Genomic DNA, 17,610 nt, shown 5'->3' on the forward strand with positions numbered 1-17,610 from the left:
TGTGCGCTATGGCGTCCTTAATCACACAGGACTAGCGTCTCACAGCTCTACGCAGTCAAAGTCGCGTACCGGAGAAACATCAGCGTCATAGTCCACATCATCGCGCTCGAAACCGAACAGCTTGAGGAACTCATGCTTGTAGCCCGCATAGTCGGTCATATCGAACAGGTTTTCAGTGGTGACCTGCGGCCATAGTGCCTTGCACTCGGACTGCACCTCATCGCGCAGCTCCCAGTCATCTAGGCGCAGGCGACCTTCGTCATCCGCTTCAGCAACGGCACCGTCCACACGATAAAGGCGATCATCGTACAGACGATTCAGCTGTTCAATAGTGCCTTCATGCAACCCTTTCTCTTTCATGATGCGATACACCATGGAAATGTAGAGCGGCATGACCGGAATAGCGGCACTGGCCTGAGTAACAACAGATTTGAGTACCGCAACCGCCGCGCTGCCACCTTGCTTCTGCAGACGTTCATTCAACTCTACAGCGGTACGGTCGAGATCGGCTTTGGCACGCCCCAGCGCACCATGCCAGTAGATCGGCCACGTGATGTCTGTGCCGATATAGCTGAAGGCAACGGTCTTGGCTTCAGGAGCCAGTACGCCAGCGCCTTCCAGAGCGTCGATCCACAGTTTCCAGTCCTGCCCACCCATGACCGTCACCGTATTGTCGATCTCTTCCTGTGTCGCAGGCTCGACCGAAGCTTCGATGATGGTGTCACGGTTGGTGTCGATCGCTGTAGCCGTGTAAGTCTCACCGATCGGCTTCAGTGCGGAGCGGACCACTTCACCCGTCTGCGGCAGTTTGCGCACCGGAGAAGCCAAGGAGTAGATGACCAGATCAACCTGCCCCCCCATTTCATCACGGATGATATCGATTGCTTTCTGGCGTGCTTCATCAGAGAACGCATCGCCATTGATGGACTTGCTGAACAGCCCTTCCTCTTTGGCGAAACGATCAAATGCCGCAGCGTTATACCAACCCGCTGTGCCGGTTTTCTTTTCAGTACCCGGCTTCTCAAAGAAGATACCCAGTGTATCGGCACCATAGCCGAATGCCGCCGTGATGCGCGCAGCCAAGCCGTAACCGCTGGAAGCACCAATGACCAGCACCTTCTTCGGCCCCTTTGCACCAGCAGGGATAGCCTTGCGGGTGATCTCGATCTGCTCACGTACGTTCTGCTCACAGCCTACAGGATGCGTCGTCGTGCAGATAAAGCCGCGGACTTTGGGATGGATGATCACGTAGAAACCTCTTGAAAGATTGAATAACCGACCATTCTAATAACCCATTAGGATCGGGACAAACAGTATAAATATCGATGGTCACCAACGCCTACGGATTAGATGACATCTACCCGCATTTCTTGTGACATGCATCGACTTCCCTATAGGGAAAGCATCAAGTATCCCTAGATGGTCGGACCAGTGCAAATGCCAATGCCCCAACGGCAATGGTAGCGGTAAACAGCAAAAAGGGCATTGTCATACTGCCCGTTGCGTCTCGCAAATACCCTACGACGATAGGACTGATGAAACCACCACATAGCCCAATGCTGTTGATCAAAGCGATGCCTCCGGCCGCCATAGGCCCGGTGACAAACAGCTCACGCGGAATCGACCAGAACACGACATATGCGAGATACATTGAGACAATTGCAGCCGTCAGCACGGCATAGAACAGCGCAAAAGGCAGCTCGATAAAACCCGCCATCACATAAGTTACAAAAGCAAGCAGCAACGCACTTGCGGCCATAGGAAGCGCCGTATGCCAGCGCCGCTCGGAAAGCCGATCCGAGTGACGTGCAAACGGAATGATTGTTATCAGCATGAAAGCTGATGGGATCGCTGCCAGCCAGCCCACCCTCATGCCAGAGAATCCCGCCTGGCCGATCAATTTCGGCAACCAATAGTGTGGCAAATAAATCCCAGCAATAAAGCAGAAATACCCGACAACTAACAGATACAAACGATAATCCTTTAACAAGGCCCCTAAGCGCGTGTGAGCAGCTGTATGCTGCTGATCTTCCAACAAAGTACTCACAACCGCCTTTCGCTCTGCATCCGTCAGCCAGCGTGCCTTGGTAGGCTCATCAACAATTACAAACCACGCAACGATGCCGACAAGAACACTAGGAAGGCCTTCTACCAAGAAAAGCCACCGCCATCCTGCCAGAGATAGAACCCCATCCATATGAATGATCAGCGCAGAAGACAATGGCGCCCCAACTATGCCCGCAATGGGCCCCGTCAACCCAAGTACGGCCAAAGCACCTCCCAACCGGCGCTTAGGGAACCACTGCGTGCAGTAATAGAACATAGCAGGGGCAAAGCCTGCTTCAAATATGCCCAGTAAGACACGCAGCACATAGAAGCTACGCTCCCCACTGACAAACATCATCGAAACAGAAGTCAGCCCCCACAGCACCATGATGCGCGATACAGTTTTGCGCATACCGATACGCGTCAGCAACAGGTTGCTTGGCAGCTCAAACAGCACATATCCCAAGAAGAAGATGCCGGCCCCGATGCCATACGCCACATCCGATAAATGCAGATCCTGCTGCATGTGCTGCTGTGCAAACCCTATATTGATACGATCAAGAAATGCCAGAATGTAGCAGAGCAGCAAAAACGGGAGTAACCGCCAACTGATCTTTCGATAAGCAGAACTCGCTGCCTGTTGATCCAGCGCCGACAATGACGTCATACGAATAATTCCTAGCCCAAAAGCGTTCTTAAGCCGTTAGCGTATATCAATAAGGCGTATAAGGGTGAGAGTTATCATCTCACCAGCAAGATAACGGTATATTTATTGAGTGTTATGGCATGAGTACTTTCTTTTGTAATCCACCTCAAAAACCCTGATAAATCAATCTCTTTTCAGCAGCGGACTTACTTTACAGATACACCTGCATCGCTAAGGTCTAGGAGACGATAAAGGTGCCCTGCCCTAGCACAGCAAGCTTTGAGTGATGCCACTCGCCATAAAGAGAAAAGATAAGAGTACGAAGCGAGGGCGTATTGAGGCGTTATGCCAAACGGAATCCATCAACAAACGGACCGTAAAGCAGCAGCGTGGCGCGTTGAAAGATATAAAAGAGGCAAGCCTGCGCATCGCAGAGGCCGTCGCCCAGCAAGCCGTTGAAGAGGGCGTGACCGAAGGCTGTGATAGTACGCCTTTGAAGGAACGCCTTGAGGCACACTTCTGGACACCCGCGTACGCTTGCTACGGCTAGACGCTACAGTCTTGACGTCTTGTCATAACCAAACACCCCGATGATGGCCTGAGTAGCGGATCATTGGGGTGTTTTCATGACGGTATCTAGTGGCGTTGGCTGTTTGGGACAGATGAGCGATCGGCAGACGATGGGGCAGTGCGTTACTGATGTGCCTGCCGTTTTCGGTGGCAGGGCCTTAGGGTTACGCTGCTCCCCTTCTTCTCTTGGTTCGTTCTGTTGCCGCGCTCATCTGCGCTTCTTAGCGACGGCTACGGGGGCAGGCGCGGCCGTTATCACCCGCCTTAGCCTGCTGCCTTGGCCCCTACCCCCCAAGCCCCAAAGCAAATACCCCCGGCCATTGCTGGCCGGGGGTATTCAGTAAAGATGCTTGACGATGACCTACTCTCACATGGGGAAGCCCCACACTACCATCGGCGCTGAGCGGTTTCACTTCTGAGTTCGGCATGGGATCAGGTGGTACCCGCTCGCTATGGTCGTCAAGCGTATTCGGTTCGGTCTCGATGCCTAAGGCACCGCAACCTAAATCTGTAAATCATGCTGGGCCGAGATCGTCTCGTCGCGTATCCGTTGTTTTCGGATCGTGTCTATAACCCTTTGGGGTTATATGGTCAAGCCTCACGGACCATTAGTACACGTTAGCTCAACGCATTGACTGCGCTTCCACACCGTGCCTATCAACCTCGTAGTCTTCGAGGGTCCTTTAGGGGGCTCAAGGCCCCAGGGAAGTCTCATCTTGAAGGGGGCTTCCCGCTTAGATGCTTTCAGCGGTTATCCCGTCCGAACATAGCTACCCGGCAATGCCACTGGCGTGACAACCGGAACACCAGAGGTTCGTCCACTCCGGTCCTCTCGTACTAGGAGCAGCTCTTCTCAAACTTCCAACGCCCACGGCAGATAGGGACCGAACTGTCTCACGACGTTCTAAACCCAGCTCGCGTACCACTTTAAATGGCGAACAGCCATACCCTTGGGACCGACTTCAGCCCCAGGATGTGATGAGCCGACATCGAGGTGCCAAACACCGCCGTCGATGTGAACTCTTGGGCGGTATCAGCCTGTTATCCCCGGAGTACCTTTTATCCGTTGAGCGATGGCCCTTCCATACAGAACCACCGGATCACTAGAACCTACTTTCGTACCTGCTCGACGTGTCTGTCTCGCAGTCAAGCACCCTTATGCTCTTGCACTCACTGCACGGTTTCCAACCGTACTGAGGGTACCTTCGTGCTCCTCCGTTACTCTTTGGGAGGAGACCGCCCCAGTCAAACTACCCACCACACACTGTCCTTCTACCGGATAACGGTAGCAAGTTAGAACGCCAATGATGTCAGGCTGGTATTTCAAGGTTGGCTCCACTGCAACTGGCGTCACAGTTTCAAAGCCTCCCAGCTATCCTACACAGACAACATCAGCATCCAGTGTGAAGCTATAGTAAAGGTTCACGGGGTCTTTCCGTCTAGCCGCGGGAACACTGCATCTTCACAGCGATTTCAATTTCACTGAGTCTCGGGTGGAGACAGTGTGGCCATCATTACGCCATTCGTGCAGGTCGGAACTTACCCGACAAGGAATTTCGCTACCTTAGGACCGTTATAGTTACGGCCGCCGTTTACCGGGGCTTCGATCAGGAGCTTCGGACGAGTCCTAACACCATCAATTAACCTTCCGGCACCGGGCAGGCGTCACACCCTATACGTCCGCTCACGCGTTAGCAGAGTGCTGTGTTTTTAATAAACAGTTGCAGCCACCTGGTATCTTCGACCGGTTGGGGCTCTGAGAGCAAGTCTCTTCACCTTACGCCGGCGCACCTTCTCCCGAAGTTACGGTGCCATTTTGCCTAGTTCCTTCACCCGAGTTCTCTCAAGCGCCTTGGTATTCTCTACCTGACCACCTGTGTCGGTTTGGGGTACGGTCACACAGTACCTGAAGCTTAGAGGTTTTTCCTGGAAGCGTGGCATCAATGACTTCCTGAGTCCGAGGAATCAGTTCGTCTCGTATCTCGACTTTAAGCAAGCGGATTTGCCTACTTGCTCAGCCTACATACTTTCACCAGGACAACCGTCGCCTGGCTCACCTAGCCTTCTCCGTCACCCCATCGCAGTACTGTCTGGTACAGGAATATTAACCTGTTTCCCATCGACTACGCCTTTCGGCCTCGCCTTAGGGGCCGACTCACTCTGCTCCGATTAACGTCGAACAGAAAACCTTGGTCTTCCGGCGAGGGAGGTTTTCACTCCCTTTATCGTTACTCATGTCAGCATTCGCACTTGTGATACCTCCAGCATGCCTTACAGCACACCTTCGCAGGCTTACACAACGCTCCTCTACCGCTCAACACTAAGGTGTTGAACCCGTAGCTTCGGTACTTGGTTTGAGCCCCGTTACATCTTCCGCGCAGGCCGACTCGACTAGTGAGCTATTACGCTTTCTTTAAAGGGTGGCTGCTTCTAAGCCAACCTCCTAGCTGTCTGAGCCTTCCCACATCGTTTCCCACTTAACCAAGATTTTGGGACCTTAGCTGACGGTCTGGGTTGTTTCCCTTTTCACGACGGACGTTAGCACCCGCCGTGTGTCTCCCATGCTGCACTCACCGGTATTCGGAGTTTGCCTCGGGTTGGTAAGTCGGGATGACCCCCTAGCCGAAACAGTGCTCTACCCCCGGCGGTGATACATGAGGCGCTACCTAAATAGCTTTCGAGGAGAACCAGCTATCTCCGAGCTTGATTAGCCTTTCACTCCGATCCACAAGTCATCCGAATCTTTTTCAACAGATCCCGGTTCGGTCCTCCAGTTGATGTTACTCAACCTTCAACCTGCTCATGGATAGATCGCCCGGTTTCGGGTCTATTCCCAGCAACTATGTCGCCCATTTAAGACTCGGTTTCCCTACGCCTCCCCTATACGGTTAAGCTCGCTACTGAGAATAAGTCGCTGACCCATTATACAAAAGGTACGCAGTCACAGAACAAGTCTGCTCCCACTGCTTGTACGCACACGGTTTCAGGATCTATTTCACTCCCCTCACTGGGGTTCTTTTCGCCTTTCCCTCACGGTACTGGTTCACTATCGGTCAGCCAGGAGTATTTAGCCTTGGAGGATGGTCCCCCCATGTTCAGTCAAAGTTTCACGTGCTCCGACCTACTCGATTTCACCTTAATTGCATTTTCGCGTACGGGGCTATCACCCACTATGGCGTGCATTTCCAAACACTTCCGCTAATACAACTAAGACTTAAGGGCTAGTCCCCGGTCGCTCGCCGCTACTGGGGGAATCTCGGTTGATTTCTTTTCCTCGGGGTACTTAGATGTTTCAGTTCTCCCGGTTTGCCTCCATACCCTATGTATTCAGGTAAGGATACCCGTCTTATGACGGGTGGGTTTCCCCATTCAGAGATCACCGGATCAAAGGTCATTTGCCACCTCCCCGATGCTTATCGCAGGCTATCACGTCTTTCATCGCCTCTGGCTGCCTAGGCATCCACCGTGTGCGCTTAATCGCTTGACCATATAACCCGAAAGAGTCATAGATCACGATTCAAACGAAAACAATTTTCGCCGGATACGCTTGAGACGTATCTCATTTGCCAATGTCACGGCCTATCGGATGCTACTTCCGAGGAAGTAAAATCTGACGGCGTTCCATTGGACTTGGCATCAGCATGATTTACATTGTTAAAGAGCAATACTGCGAGCAAGAAGCTTACAGTCAGGAAACAACATGCATCACATGATGTGGTATTGATTATTACACTCTCTAATAATCAATCATCAGGCAATGAAGATTGGTTCGTGACTAGAAGCTAGATCACTAAACTAAGTACTGGGTAACCGGCCATCAAGACAGTCAGATGGTGGAGCCAAGGAGGATCGAACTCCTGACCTCCTGCGTGCAAGGCAGGCGCTCTCCCAGCTGAGCTATGGCCCCATATAATAATGGTGGGTCTGGGCAGACTCGAACTGCCGACCTCACCCTTATCAGGGGTGCGCTCTAACCAACTGAGCTACAGACCCGGCAACTGCTTGCGCACGGCCAGGGAATATCCCCTGCAGTACTTCGCTCTATCAAGATCAGGCAATTTGTTGTGGGTACTTAAGATCACGAGGTGATCATTTTACGTTTAAGGAGGTGATCCAGCCGCAGGTTCCCCTACGGCTACCTTGTTACGACTTCACCCCAGTCATGAACCACACCGTGGTAACCGTTTTCCCGAAGGTTAAACTAGCCACTTCTGGTGCAATCCACTCCCATGGTGTGACGGGCGGTGTGTACAAGGCCCGGGAACGTATTCACCGCGACATTCTGATTCGCGATTACTAGCGATTCCGACTTCACGGAGTCGAGTTGCAGACTCCGATCCGGACTGAGGCGAGCTTTCTGGGATTAGCTTCACGTCGCCGCTTCGCAACCCTCTGTACTCGCCATTGTAGCACGTGTGTAGCCCTACTCGTAAGGGCCATGATGACTTGACGTCGTCCCCACCTTCCTCCGGTTTGTCACCGGCAGTCTCCTTAGAGTTCCCGACCGAATCGCTGGCAAATAAGGATAGGGGTTGCGCTCGTTACGGGACTTAACCCAACATTTCACAACACGAGCTGACGACAGCCATGCAGCACCTGTCTCAGAGTTCCCGAAGGCACCCATCCATCTCTGGAAAGTTCTCTGGATGTCAAGAGTAGGTAAGGTTCTTCGCGTTGCATCGAATTAAACCACATGCTCCACCGCTTGTGCGGGCCCCCGTCAATTCATTTGAGTTTTAGTCTTGCGACCGTACTCCCCAGGCGGTCAACTTAGTGCGTTAGCTGCGCCACTAAATCCTCAAGGGATCCAACGGCTAGTTGACATCGTTTACGGCGTGGACTACCAGGGTATCTAATCCTGTTTGCTACCCACGCTTTCGCGCCTCAGCGTCAGTGTCAGTCCAGAAGGCCGCCTTCGCCACTGGTATTCCTCCAGATCTCTACGCATTTCACCGCTACACCTGGAATTCTACCTTCCTCTCCTGCACTCAAGTCTGCCAGTTCCAAATGCTGTTCCCAGGTTAAGCCCGGGGCTTTCACATCTGGCTTAACAGACCGCCTACGCGCCCTTTACGCCCAGTAATTCCGATTAACGCTCGCACCCTCCGTATTACCGCGGCTGCTGGCACGGAGTTAGCCGGTGCTTCTTCTGTGGGTGATGTCCTTCCTGAAACGTATTAGGTCTCAGGCTTTCTTCCCCACTGAAAGTGCTTTACAACCCTAAGGCCTTCTTCACACACGCGGCATGGCTGGATCAGGCTTTCGCCCATTGTCCAATATTCCCCACTGCTGCCTCCCGTAGGAGTCTGGGCCGTGTCTCAGTCCCAGTGTGGCTGATCATCCTCTCAGACCAGCTATGGATCGTTGCCTTGGTGAGCCATTACCTCACCAACTAGCTAATCCAACATGGGCTCATCCGATAGCGAAAGGTCCGAAGATCCCCTCCTTTCTCCCGTAGGACGTATGCGGTATTAGCGTGCGTTTCCACACGTTATCCCCCACTATCGGGCAGATTCCCATGCATTACTCACCCGTCCGCCGCTCGCCACCAGGAAGCAAGCTTCCCGTGCTGCCGCTCGACTTGCATGTGTTAGGCCTGCCGCCAGCGTTCAATCTGAGCCATGATCAAACTCTTCAGTTTAAATCTTTCATTGGTCATTAGGTGACCAATCCGGCTCGAGTATCGAAACAACTCATTGAATTGATGAGTTACTTGATGCTCGAAATGATGATTCACTTCGAAAACCTCAAGCACCCACACAAATTGCCTGATCATCTTGTTAAAGAGCGTCTTGCGAGCGGCGTTTGCTGCTCAGCAAGTGGAAGCACATTCTACATTTCCTGAAGATTTTGTCAACCGCCGATTTGGCGATCATTTCAGGAGACGATACGGCTATCTCAACTGAAACCTCTTCAAAAAAAGCGAAGACCTACAAGAGGTTAGCTTCCGTGCCACCCGGCGTTTGCCCTGGCAGCGAGGGCGTACTTTACAGAGATCACCGGGGGTTGGCAAGCCATTCTCGCTTTATTTTCCAATATTTCGAATCAAAGGCGGTTAACGCCTTCAAAAGCGGCATGAGCTACCGTCATGCCCATTGAGAATATCGCCTTTATGGCACACCCGCATAGCATAGACCAACTCCTTCATGAACGCTCGAAAGTCACCCGTTATACGCCAGGAATTCCAGATAAGAGCGCGCTCCCTTTTACTTAATCACTTCTCGCGACGGGATCAGGCGCGCTACCATGCGCTTATAGCGCTAACGCCTATTACCGCGATGAGCTTTTTCGCTCTCGACACGCGGTGCGGTATCCTCTGACTATTGGTTCGTACACTCCATGCCTAAGACGGGACGCCATGCATTCCACTTCTCTTGACCCGATCATCCGACGCACACTGAAGTGCTATCCACTGACGTATCAAGAAGATGCGCTCTACTATTTCGAGCGCCTGCGTCATCTGGAAGGCAGCATTCTACTGGATAGCGGCAAGCCTCTTTCAGAGGGTGGGCGTTTCGACATCATGAGCGCGGAACCACTCGCAGTTATAGAAACCGATCGCTATGGCATCGCGCGGTGCCCTCAGCGACGCCATATTTCGATAGACCCCATTGAGGCTCAGCGCGAATTATTGAAGGACCTTCGCGTTGAATTGGACGGCGTACCTGAACACATACCGTTCAAAGGGGGACTGTTGGGATTCTGGAGCTATGAATTTTCGAAACTGTTGGAACGCATTCCATCACGGCCACACAGTGAACTAGCTCATGCACTGGATGACGTTCCTCTGGCGCGTCTTGGCCTATATGACTGGGCCATCGTGCAGGACCATCAGCGCAAGGAAGCCTGGCTGATCGCTACCAACCGCCGCCGCCGCCAGATACTTCCCCTACTAACGGCGCGTCGTGTAACTCACCCAGCCGCCCCTTTTGCATTGCTGGAACGCTTCCAGCCCACTTGGAGCGCAGCCGAATATCAAGCAGCGTTCGACCAAGTCATCGCTTTCATTCGAAGCGGAGACTGCTATCAGATCAATCTAACGCAACGCTTCAGCGCCGCCTGCGAAGGTGATGCGTGGATGGCCTACCGCCAGTTACGCAAGGCGACACCATCCCCCTTCTCAGCATTCATGTGCTGGGGAACTGGAGAAAAACAGCAAGCCATCTTGTCCGTATCTCCCGAGCGCTTCATTCAGGCACAAGGGCGTCGCATCACAACACAGCCAATCAAAGGCACCCGCCCCCGCGGCACAACGCCGGATGAAGATGCTAAAAACGCACTGGAACTGCAGCAAAGCGAAAAAGATCGTGCCGAAAACGTCATGATTGTTGATCTACTGCGTAACGACATCGGCCAAGTCTGTAGCCCGGGAAGTGTGCGCGTGCCTTATCTCACTCAGTGCATTGCCTATGAAAATGTTCACCACCTTGTCAGCACGATCACAGGGATACTCGACGATCGCTATGATGCTTTCGACCTGTTTCGTGCATGTTTCCCCGGCGGGTCGATCACCGGCGCGCCCAAGATACGTGCCATGGAAATCATCGAACAGCTAGAGCCTTGCCAGCGCTCAGTTTACTGCGGAGCAATTGGCTATATCGACATACAAGGCCATATGGACACTTCAATTGCCATTCGCACAGCCCTTATCCACCAACAAACCGTGCACCTTTGGGGCGGCGGCGGCATCGTTGATGATTCTCGGGTATCAGCAGAATATGCAGAAAGCCTAACCAAGATTCGTCACTTGATGCAGGCTCTGGAACAGTCCGGCCCGACCGATGAAGGAGGCGACCACACCACCGAATAGCATGCCAGAAGGTGCTCATGCTTCGGTCTTCGGTCTTCGGTCTTCGGTCTTCGAGATAAGCGTGTTTTATGCGTCGGTGTTGGCAAAGGAAACAACAGGTAAGCATATGCATCAGTGCTAGTGCGCATTACGCCCCCTTCTGATCCCTTACCTCCATTTTCTTAAACAGCAACACCCTCCCAGACGCCAGTCAAGACTCTCGGCAATCTTTACCTTAGACGGTATTCACTGCCGTATTTGCATTCTACCGAATAGCGTGAAGCACAAAGCCCCTCACTACGAGAAGCAGCGAGGGGCTTTGCATTAGTGCGAGAGCATGGCCAATGCATTGGCGAAATGCTTACTCGTCGATGAAGGAGCGCAGTGACTCAGAGCGAGACGGATGACGCAGCTTGCGCAGTGCCTTAGCTTCGATCTGACGGATACGCTCACGCGTAACATCAAACTGTTTGCCCACCTCTTCCAGGGTATGGTCGGTATTCATATCAATACCAAAACGCATGCGCAGCACTTTGGCTTCACGTGCCGTCAAACCACCCAGAACGTTGCGGGTCGCTTCGATCAGGCCTTCACCCGTTGCGGAGTCGATAGGCGATACGATCGTACCGTCTTCAATAAAGTCACCCAGGTGCGAATCTTCATCGTCACCGATCGGCGTTTCCATCGAAATCGGCTCTTTGGCGATTTTCAGCACCTTACGCACTTTGTCTTCCGGCATATCGAGGCGTTCGCCCAGCTCTTCCGGTGTCGGTTCGCGCCCCATCTCTTGCAGCATCTGACGCGAGACACGGTTGAGTTTGTTGATCGTTTCGATCATGTGCACCGGAATACGGATCGTACGCGCTTGGTCGGCAATAGAGCGCGTGATCGCCTGACGGATCCACCACGTGGCGTATGTGGAGAATTTATAGCCGCGACGATACTCAAACTTGTCGACGGCCTTCATCAGACCGATGTTGCCTTCTTGGATCAGGTCGAGGAACTGCAGACCACGGTTGGTGTATTTCTTGGCGATCGAGATAACGAGACGCAGGTTAGCCTCGACCATTTCTTTCTTGGCACGACGTGCTTTAGCTTCACCGATGGACAGGCAACGATTCAACTCTTTCAGGTCGGCAACGCTCAAACCTACCATTTCCTGTTCGAAGGAAATTTTACGCTGCGCGCGCAAAACGTCTGCACGGAACGGTGCCAGAGCGTCGGCATAACGGGAGTGAGAGGCGACAAAATCGTCGAACCACTCCAGATCTGCTTCGTTACCCACGAAAGCACTAATGAAAGCCTTGCGAGACACCTTACAACGCTTGACGAAGCACTGCATGATGAATTTTTCTTGCTGACGCACTTGCTCGATGCTGATTCGCACCTGTGCGATCAGGCGATCGAAGTGTTTCGGAGACAGCTTGATCGGGGCGAACAGTTCCGCCAGACGCTTCTGCTCTTCCTTAACTTCGGCACTGCTGCGACCATGCTTTTCGATGAGCTGTGTAACGCGCTGACCGACTTCACGGATCTGCTCGAAACGTACACGAGCCAGTTCCGGATCCGGACCGCTCTCAGCCGTCGTTTCGGTGTCATCGTCATCATCGTCGGCATCTTCATCCGCGTCGATATCGTCATCGTCGGCATTGACGTCGATGGACTCTTCTTCTTCTACTTCTGCTACGCCCGGGACACCCTCGTCCGGGTCGATGAAACCGCTGAAGAGATCGACAAGACGACCACCTTCTTCCGTCTGCGTTTCGTCATACGCGTCCAGAATGGAGTCAACCGCACCCGGAAGATAGGAGAGCGCCGCCATGACTTCGCGCGTACCTTCTTCGATACGCTTGGCGATTTCGATTTCACCTTCGCGCGTCAGCAGTTCAACCGTCCCCATTTCACGCATGTACATGCGCACGGGGTCGGTCGTACGGCCAATGTCCGTCTCGACTGCGGCAAGTGCTGCAACAGCTTCTTCGGCATCCGACTCGTCTGGCGAGTTGTCAGACATCATCAGCGTATCGGCATCGGGCGCCTCTTCGACGACATTGATGCCCATGTCGTTAAACATGCTGATGATATCTTCCACCTGATCAGGATCGGCGATATCCTCGGGAAGGTGGTCGTTGACCTCGGCGTAAGTCAGGTAGCCCTGTTCCTTACCCGTTGCGATCAACTCCTTCAGACGTGATTGCGGTGTGTGTCCAGCCATAGAACCTATCTCGACGAAGAAAAATGAAGCACCTGGACGCTCACCCTGGCATAAGAACACGGGACTTTAGCGCCGGACACTGAGTGATGATCCGAAGGGATCACAAGCGCCGCCTCGTGTTAGTGAACTGATTTGCGTTTCAGGTGTGCTGATTCGTGCGATACATCGCGCTGACCAGCGCGACCGTTAATAGCCAAGTGAGGGCGACGGGCTTATTTATCAAGCCAACGCGTCCCCGTATTCCCTAGCGCTGAGCAGCAAGCTCCATAAGAAGCGCTGCCACTCGCTGCTTTTCTTCCTTGCTAAGTGCCGTATGGCGACTCTTTTCAAGCAGCGCATCATACTCCTCCTGAGGCGTGGCCGTCTGCTGTCTTCGCTTCAGGAATGCGATCCAGCCGTCCAGCTCCTGCTGACGGCATTCTCGCGGTATATCCGGTGGATGGCGCGATAGCGTGCGCAGAAACATCCCTTGCTCGCTGCCATGATAGTGTGCCAGCACCGCCTGCGGCGAAGTATAGCGCCCCGCCCTCAGGAGCTGAATTACATCTGTAAGCAGAGCACCGTACTCGTCTTGCGGACACCATTCCAGCGACTCGGGCAGGTGACCGTGGAGCCCCGGCGTGTGCAGTATCAAACGCAGTATCTTGAGACTTTCCGGCTCCTTGACGGGCCGTGTCTGCTGGAACGACCGGCGCGCTGATGGCTCGCGGCGTTCGTACGCTCCCGTGACATGCCCTGCGGGTTCCGCCGTCACATCAGACGAAGCAGCGTTGCGACCACCTTGTTGGCGCAGTGCCGCCAGCGATGTCAGGCGCTCTTCTTTGATTCCACTGCGATCCGACAGTTCCTTGAACAGCAGCGATCTCAGCAGCCCTTCCGGCAGCCGTTCCAGCAACCCCAATACGCTCGTCACATAGCGCTCTCGGGATTCGATATTGCCAAGATCCAACCCTTCCTTTGCCTGATCAAACAGGAACTCAGATAGCGCGCTGGCACAGCGAATGCGATCACGGAAACGCTCGGTACCTTCACGGCGTACCAGCGAATCGGGGTCCTCTCCTTCCGGCAGAAACAGGAAGCGAGCCTGCCGCCCATCAATCATGACAGGCAGCACATGCTCAAGTGCTCGCTTGGCCGCTCGTCGCCCGGCATCGTCACCGTCAAAGCAGAACACCACTTCATCGACCAGCCGGTACATGCGCTGTAGGTGATCTTCGGTGACGGCTGTACCCAACGTTGCGACGGCATTAGTAATGCCGTGCTGGGCCAGTGCCACCACGTCCATATAACCTTCTACGACGATGAGCGAATCACAGCGTTCCTTCTGCTCGCGAGCCTCGTACAGCCCGTACAGCTCGCGCCCTTTATGAAAGACAGGGGTTTCGGGAGAGTTGAGGTACTTGGGCTTTGCATCGCCCAGTACACGCCCCCCGAATCCTAGGACGCGCCCCTTCCAATCACGGATGGGAAACATGACGCGATGACGAAAACGGTCATAGCTGCGCCCTGTCTCTTCCTTTTGCACCAGCAACCCATACTCGGCCTGCAGAGCTTCGCTGACGCCCTGCTGAAGCAGATGTGCCTTCAAGGCATCCCAGCGGTCAAAGGCAAAACCGATACCGAACCGCGCCATGATGTCATCGCTCAGACCACGCTGGCGAAGATAGCGACGCGCCTCTTCGGCGTCATCATGTTTGAGGTTCTGCAGGAAGAAGCGCTGAGCCATTTCAAGCAGATTATCCGCCTCTTGGCGCTGCTGGCGCTGTTGCTGCTGACGCTTTTGATCGTGGGGTGAGAGGTTATCCCCTTCACGCTCGACTTCCATTCCCTGACGTGAGGCAAGCTGCTCGACAGCTTCGGGGAAGCTTAGTCGATCATATTCCATCAGAAAACGAATAGCGTTGCCGTGTGCTCCGCACCCAAAGCAGTGATAGAACTGCTTATCGCGACTGACAGTGAAAGACGGTGATTTTTCATCGTGGAAGGGGCATAGGCCGCTGAGGTTCTTGCCCGCTTTTTTCAGCGTGACACGTTCGCCGACGACTTCAGCAATATCGACGCGCGCAAGCAGGTCATCAATGAAGCGTTGGGAAATCGGACCAGCCATGGATATCTACCGCCTACTGCATTGGAACGGGAACGCACATAGAAACAGAAAATAGGGCCATGCAGACGTTATGAAGACAAACGGTCGCCAATAGGCGACCGTTTGCAATCCTTCTGGAAGTGGCAGGCGACCACTTCGAGGTACGGATCAATACAGACGTTCGAAACGTTTACGTTCACGCTGCATTTTCTTAGCGTGACGTTTTACAGCTGCAGCTGCTTTGCGTTTGCGTACAGCGGTCGGTTTTTCGTAGTACTCACGACGACGTACTTCGGAAAGAATACCACCTTTTTCGCAGGAACGTTTGAAGCGGCGCAGTGCGACGTCGAACGGCTCGTTATCGCGTACTTTGACGGAAGGCATGAAGCGATCACCACCTTAGGGTAAGTCGTTTTCGGAAAATTCGTACCGAACGCACCCTTGTGACATCACCGAAGTGACCATCACGTCAAGAACGAACAGAGTACGGCCTGAAATGAAGCAAGACATTATAAGAGGCAAAGAGCCGTTCAGCAACCACTGAACGACTCTGTCAAGAGGGATGCGACTTAGATCAGGCCCTTAGCGGCTTTTTCTGCGCGACGCTGGCGTTTTTCTTCTTCAAAACGTTCCCATGTTTCACGCTGAGTGATTTCATCGGAGCCGTCCCAGCACTCAATGTTCTTGATCTCAGGCAGATCGTCACGATGGAAGATCGGTTCCAACCCCTGACGACGCTGCTCGTTGTAGTGATGCAAAAGCTTCATCGCGATGCGGCCAAGGAACACGATCGCGGCCAAGTTGGTCAGCGCCATGATCAGCGTCGCCACTTCGGAAAGGCTCCACATCATCTGGACGTTGGCGATACTGCCGATCATGACGGCCACGACGACCAGCACTCGGAATAGGCTCAGCCAGAACTTATGACGGAACATATAGCGGATGTTGGATTCACCGTAGTAGTAGTTACCTACGACGGAGGTGAACGCGAACAGGAAAATGGCGAAGGTTAGGAAGTAGCGTGCCCAAGAGCCCAATCCCAGTTGCAATGCACCTAGGGTCAGCTCGGCACCTTTGTCAGCGTTCTGCGGACCGTAGGACGTATCACTCAACATAATGATAAATGCTGTCATAGTGCACACGACCAGCGTATCAACGTAGACACCAAGGGTCTGTACCAGCCCTTGCTTAACAGGGTGAGAAATGGCGGCAGTCGCACCTGCGTTCGGCACAGACCCCATACCGGCCTCGTTGGTGAACAGGCCACGCCGCACGCCGATGACGATGACAGCCCCCAGGCCACCACCGACCATCGCTTTCAGCCCGAAGGCACAAGTGATGATGTTGACGAACATGCCCGGTACTTTATGGATATTAATACCGACCAGCAGGAAACCGATTGCTAAATACAGCAGCGCCATCGTCGGTACAACTGTTACAGACACTTTGGAAATGCTGTGAACGCCACCGAAAATAATGATCGCGGTCATGATGCCCAGTACACACGCCATACCGTACTTGAAGTTGATCAGCGCCGAACCAGTCAGCTCAAAGGTAGAGGACAGCGAGTCAGTAATGGAGTTGGCCTGCAGGGCGTTGAAGATCAGTCCGTAGGTGACACTGATGACGATGGCAAATAGGATCGCCAGCCAGTTTTGCCCAAGCCCTTTACGGATATAATATGCTGGACCGCCGTGGTAACGGTAGTGTTCGTCAGATTTGTAGAGCTGACCCAGGGTAGATTCCACGAAGGAAGACGCGCCACCAAGCAATGCGACGATCCACATCCAGAAGACGGAACCTGGTCCACCTACGGCTACTGCTGCCGCGACGCCCACGATATTCCCTGTTCCCACGCGGGAGGCAGCGGAAATGGTGAACGCCTTGAATGAAGAAATGGGTTTCTGTCCCTCGTGGTCACCGCCTACGCGGTCCTTCAACACGCGGAACATCTCAGGGATCATGCGAATCTGCGCGGCCTTCCCGATCCACGTGAAATAAATCCCAGTCAGCAGCAGGACGGGAATCCCCACGTAGAACCACGCTGTATCAGAAAGGTGCATTAAGCGTGTCGATAGTTCTTGTAGAACTGTCATGTCAGTCACAGGCAAGTTACCTCGTTGTTATGGAGCAAAAGCAACGCTGCGCTTGTCGAGTTTGCTTTCCCGGTCAGAACTCCGTGCGTGCTGTTTGCACCAAAACCATACCTGAGGCATCACGATGGTGCCACGCGAGATCCGAAGCCGTGCATTTTGCGC

At 53.5% G+C, this 17,610-nt stretch carries 9 protein-coding genes, 2 tRNA genes and 3 rRNA genes; 3 read left to right on the forward strand and 11 right to left on the reverse strand.

Annotated features, from left to right (window positions below):
- Nucleotides 1-39: 39 nt before the first annotated feature.
- Entirely contained in the window at nucleotides 40-1,248 is a 1,209-nt protein-coding gene (gene fabV, locus ZBT109_RS10110) for an enoyl-ACP reductase FabV (protein ID WP_027704749.1), read from the reverse strand.
- Between the two features lie 157 nt (nucleotides 1,249-1,405).
- Nucleotides 1,406-2,713 carry an MFS transporter gene (locus ZBT109_RS10115; RefSeq protein WP_051523703.1) on the reverse strand — a complete coding sequence of 436 codons (1,308 nt, stop codon included), beginning with the start codon at nucleotides 2,711-2,713 and terminating at the stop codon, nucleotides 1,406-1,408.
- Nucleotides 2,714-3,089: 376 nt separating this feature from the next.
- On the opposite strand from ZBT109_RS10115, the gene ZBT109_RS13870 reads away from it, so the two are divergent.
- Nucleotides 3,090-3,242, forward strand: coding sequence for a hypothetical protein (locus tag ZBT109_RS13870; RefSeq protein WP_156934028.1), 153 nt, complete (start codon nucleotides 3,090-3,092; stop codon nucleotides 3,240-3,242).
- Between the two features lie 368 nt (nucleotides 3,243-3,610).
- On the opposite strand, the gene rrf is transcribed toward ZBT109_RS13870, so the two are convergent.
- The 5 genes from rrf to ZBT109_RS10145 all read right to left on the reverse strand — a co-directional run bounded on the left by rrf (nucleotide 3,611) and on the right by ZBT109_RS10145 (nucleotide 8,903).
- Nucleotides 3,611-3,726 (reverse strand): 5S ribosomal RNA (rrf, locus tag ZBT109_RS10125).
- A gap of 123 nt (nucleotides 3,727-3,849) precedes the next feature.
- Nucleotides 3,850-6,749: ribosomal RNA gene (locus ZBT109_RS10130) — 23S ribosomal RNA — on the reverse strand.
- Between the two features lie 344 nt (nucleotides 6,750-7,093).
- Nucleotides 7,094-7,169: transfer RNA gene (locus ZBT109_RS10135), tRNA-Ala, on the reverse strand.
- 9 nt (nucleotides 7,170-7,178) lie between these two features.
- Nucleotides 7,179-7,255, reverse strand: a tRNA-Ile gene (locus ZBT109_RS10140).
- Between the two features lie 108 nt (nucleotides 7,256-7,363).
- Nucleotides 7,364-8,903: ribosomal RNA gene (locus ZBT109_RS10145) — 16S ribosomal RNA — on the reverse strand.
- The 16S, 23S and 5S rRNA genes sit together here with 2 tRNA genes alongside, the layout of an rRNA operon.
- A gap of 164 nt (nucleotides 8,904-9,067) precedes the next feature.
- Between ZBT109_RS10145 and ZBT109_RS13635 the strand changes: the two genes are divergently transcribed.
- Together ZBT109_RS13635 and pabB are read left to right on the forward strand one after the other, a co-directional pair.
- Complete coding sequence (locus tag ZBT109_RS13635; protein ID WP_145984517.1) at nucleotides 9,068-9,361, forward strand: hypothetical protein; 294 nt, start codon at nucleotides 9,068-9,070, stop codon at nucleotides 9,359-9,361.
- 259 nt (nucleotides 9,362-9,620) lie between these two features.
- Nucleotides 9,621-11,072, forward strand: coding sequence for an aminodeoxychorismate synthase component I (pabB, locus tag ZBT109_RS10150; protein WP_051524130.1), 1,452 nt, complete (start codon nucleotides 9,621-9,623; stop codon nucleotides 11,070-11,072).
- Between the two features lie 340 nt (nucleotides 11,073-11,412).
- Here pabB and rpoD read toward each other — a convergent pair whose 3' ends face one another.
- The 4 genes from rpoD to ZBT109_RS10170 all read right to left on the reverse strand — a co-directional run bounded on the left by rpoD (nucleotide 11,413) and on the right by ZBT109_RS10170 (nucleotide 17,415).
- Complete coding sequence (gene rpoD / locus ZBT109_RS10155; protein WP_027705937.1) at nucleotides 11,413-13,266, reverse strand: RNA polymerase sigma factor RpoD; 1,854 nt, start codon at nucleotides 13,264-13,266, stop codon at nucleotides 11,413-11,415.
- A gap of 244 nt (nucleotides 13,267-13,510) precedes the next feature.
- Nucleotides 13,511-15,373 (reverse strand): DNA primase, encoded by a 1,863-nt coding sequence (dnaG, locus tag ZBT109_RS10160; protein ID WP_027705936.1) that lies wholly within the window; start codon nucleotides 15,371-15,373, stop codon nucleotides 13,511-13,513.
- A gap of 147 nt (nucleotides 15,374-15,520) precedes the next feature.
- A complete protein-coding gene (gene rpsU / locus ZBT109_RS10165; protein ID WP_027705935.1) occupies nucleotides 15,521-15,736 on the reverse strand; it encodes a 30S ribosomal protein S21 in 216 nt (71 codons plus the stop codon).
- Nucleotides 15,737-15,921: 185 nt separating this feature from the next.
- On the reverse strand, nucleotides 15,922-17,415 hold the full coding sequence (locus tag ZBT109_RS10170) for an alanine/glycine:cation symporter family protein (RefSeq protein ID WP_120185364.1): 1,494 nt from the start codon (nucleotides 17,413-17,415) through the stop codon (nucleotides 15,922-15,924).
- Between the last annotated feature and the right edge of the window lie 195 nt (nucleotides 17,416-17,610).

It is taken from the genome of Zymobacter palmae (assembly GCF_003610015.1).
In the GTDB taxonomy this organism is placed as follows: domain Bacteria; phylum Pseudomonadota; class Gammaproteobacteria; order Pseudomonadales; family Halomonadaceae; genus Zymobacter; species Zymobacter palmae.

Coding starts and splice junctions, on each gene's coding strand:
- ZBT109_RS10115 (WP_051523703.1), bottom strand. CDS start 2,713: ATGACGTCATTGTCGGCGCTGGATCAACAGGCAGCGAGTTCTGCTTAT.
- pabB (WP_051524130.1), top strand. CDS start 9,621: ATGCATTCCACTTCTCTTGACCCGATCATCCGACGCACACTGAAGTGC.
- rpoD (WP_027705937.1), bottom strand. CDS start 13,266: ATGGCTGGACACACACCGCAATCACGTCTGAAGGAGTTGATCGCAACG.
- dnaG (WP_027705936.1), bottom strand. CDS start 15,373: ATGGCTGGTCCGATTTCCCAACGCTTCATTGATGACCTGCTTGCGCGC.
- rpsU (WP_027705935.1), bottom strand. CDS start 15,736: ATGCCTTCCGTCAAAGTACGCGATAACGAGCCGTTCGACGTCGCACTG.
- ZBT109_RS10170 (WP_120185364.1), bottom strand. CDS start 17,415: ATGCACCTTTCTGATACAGCGTGGTTCTACGTGGGGATTCCCGTCCTG.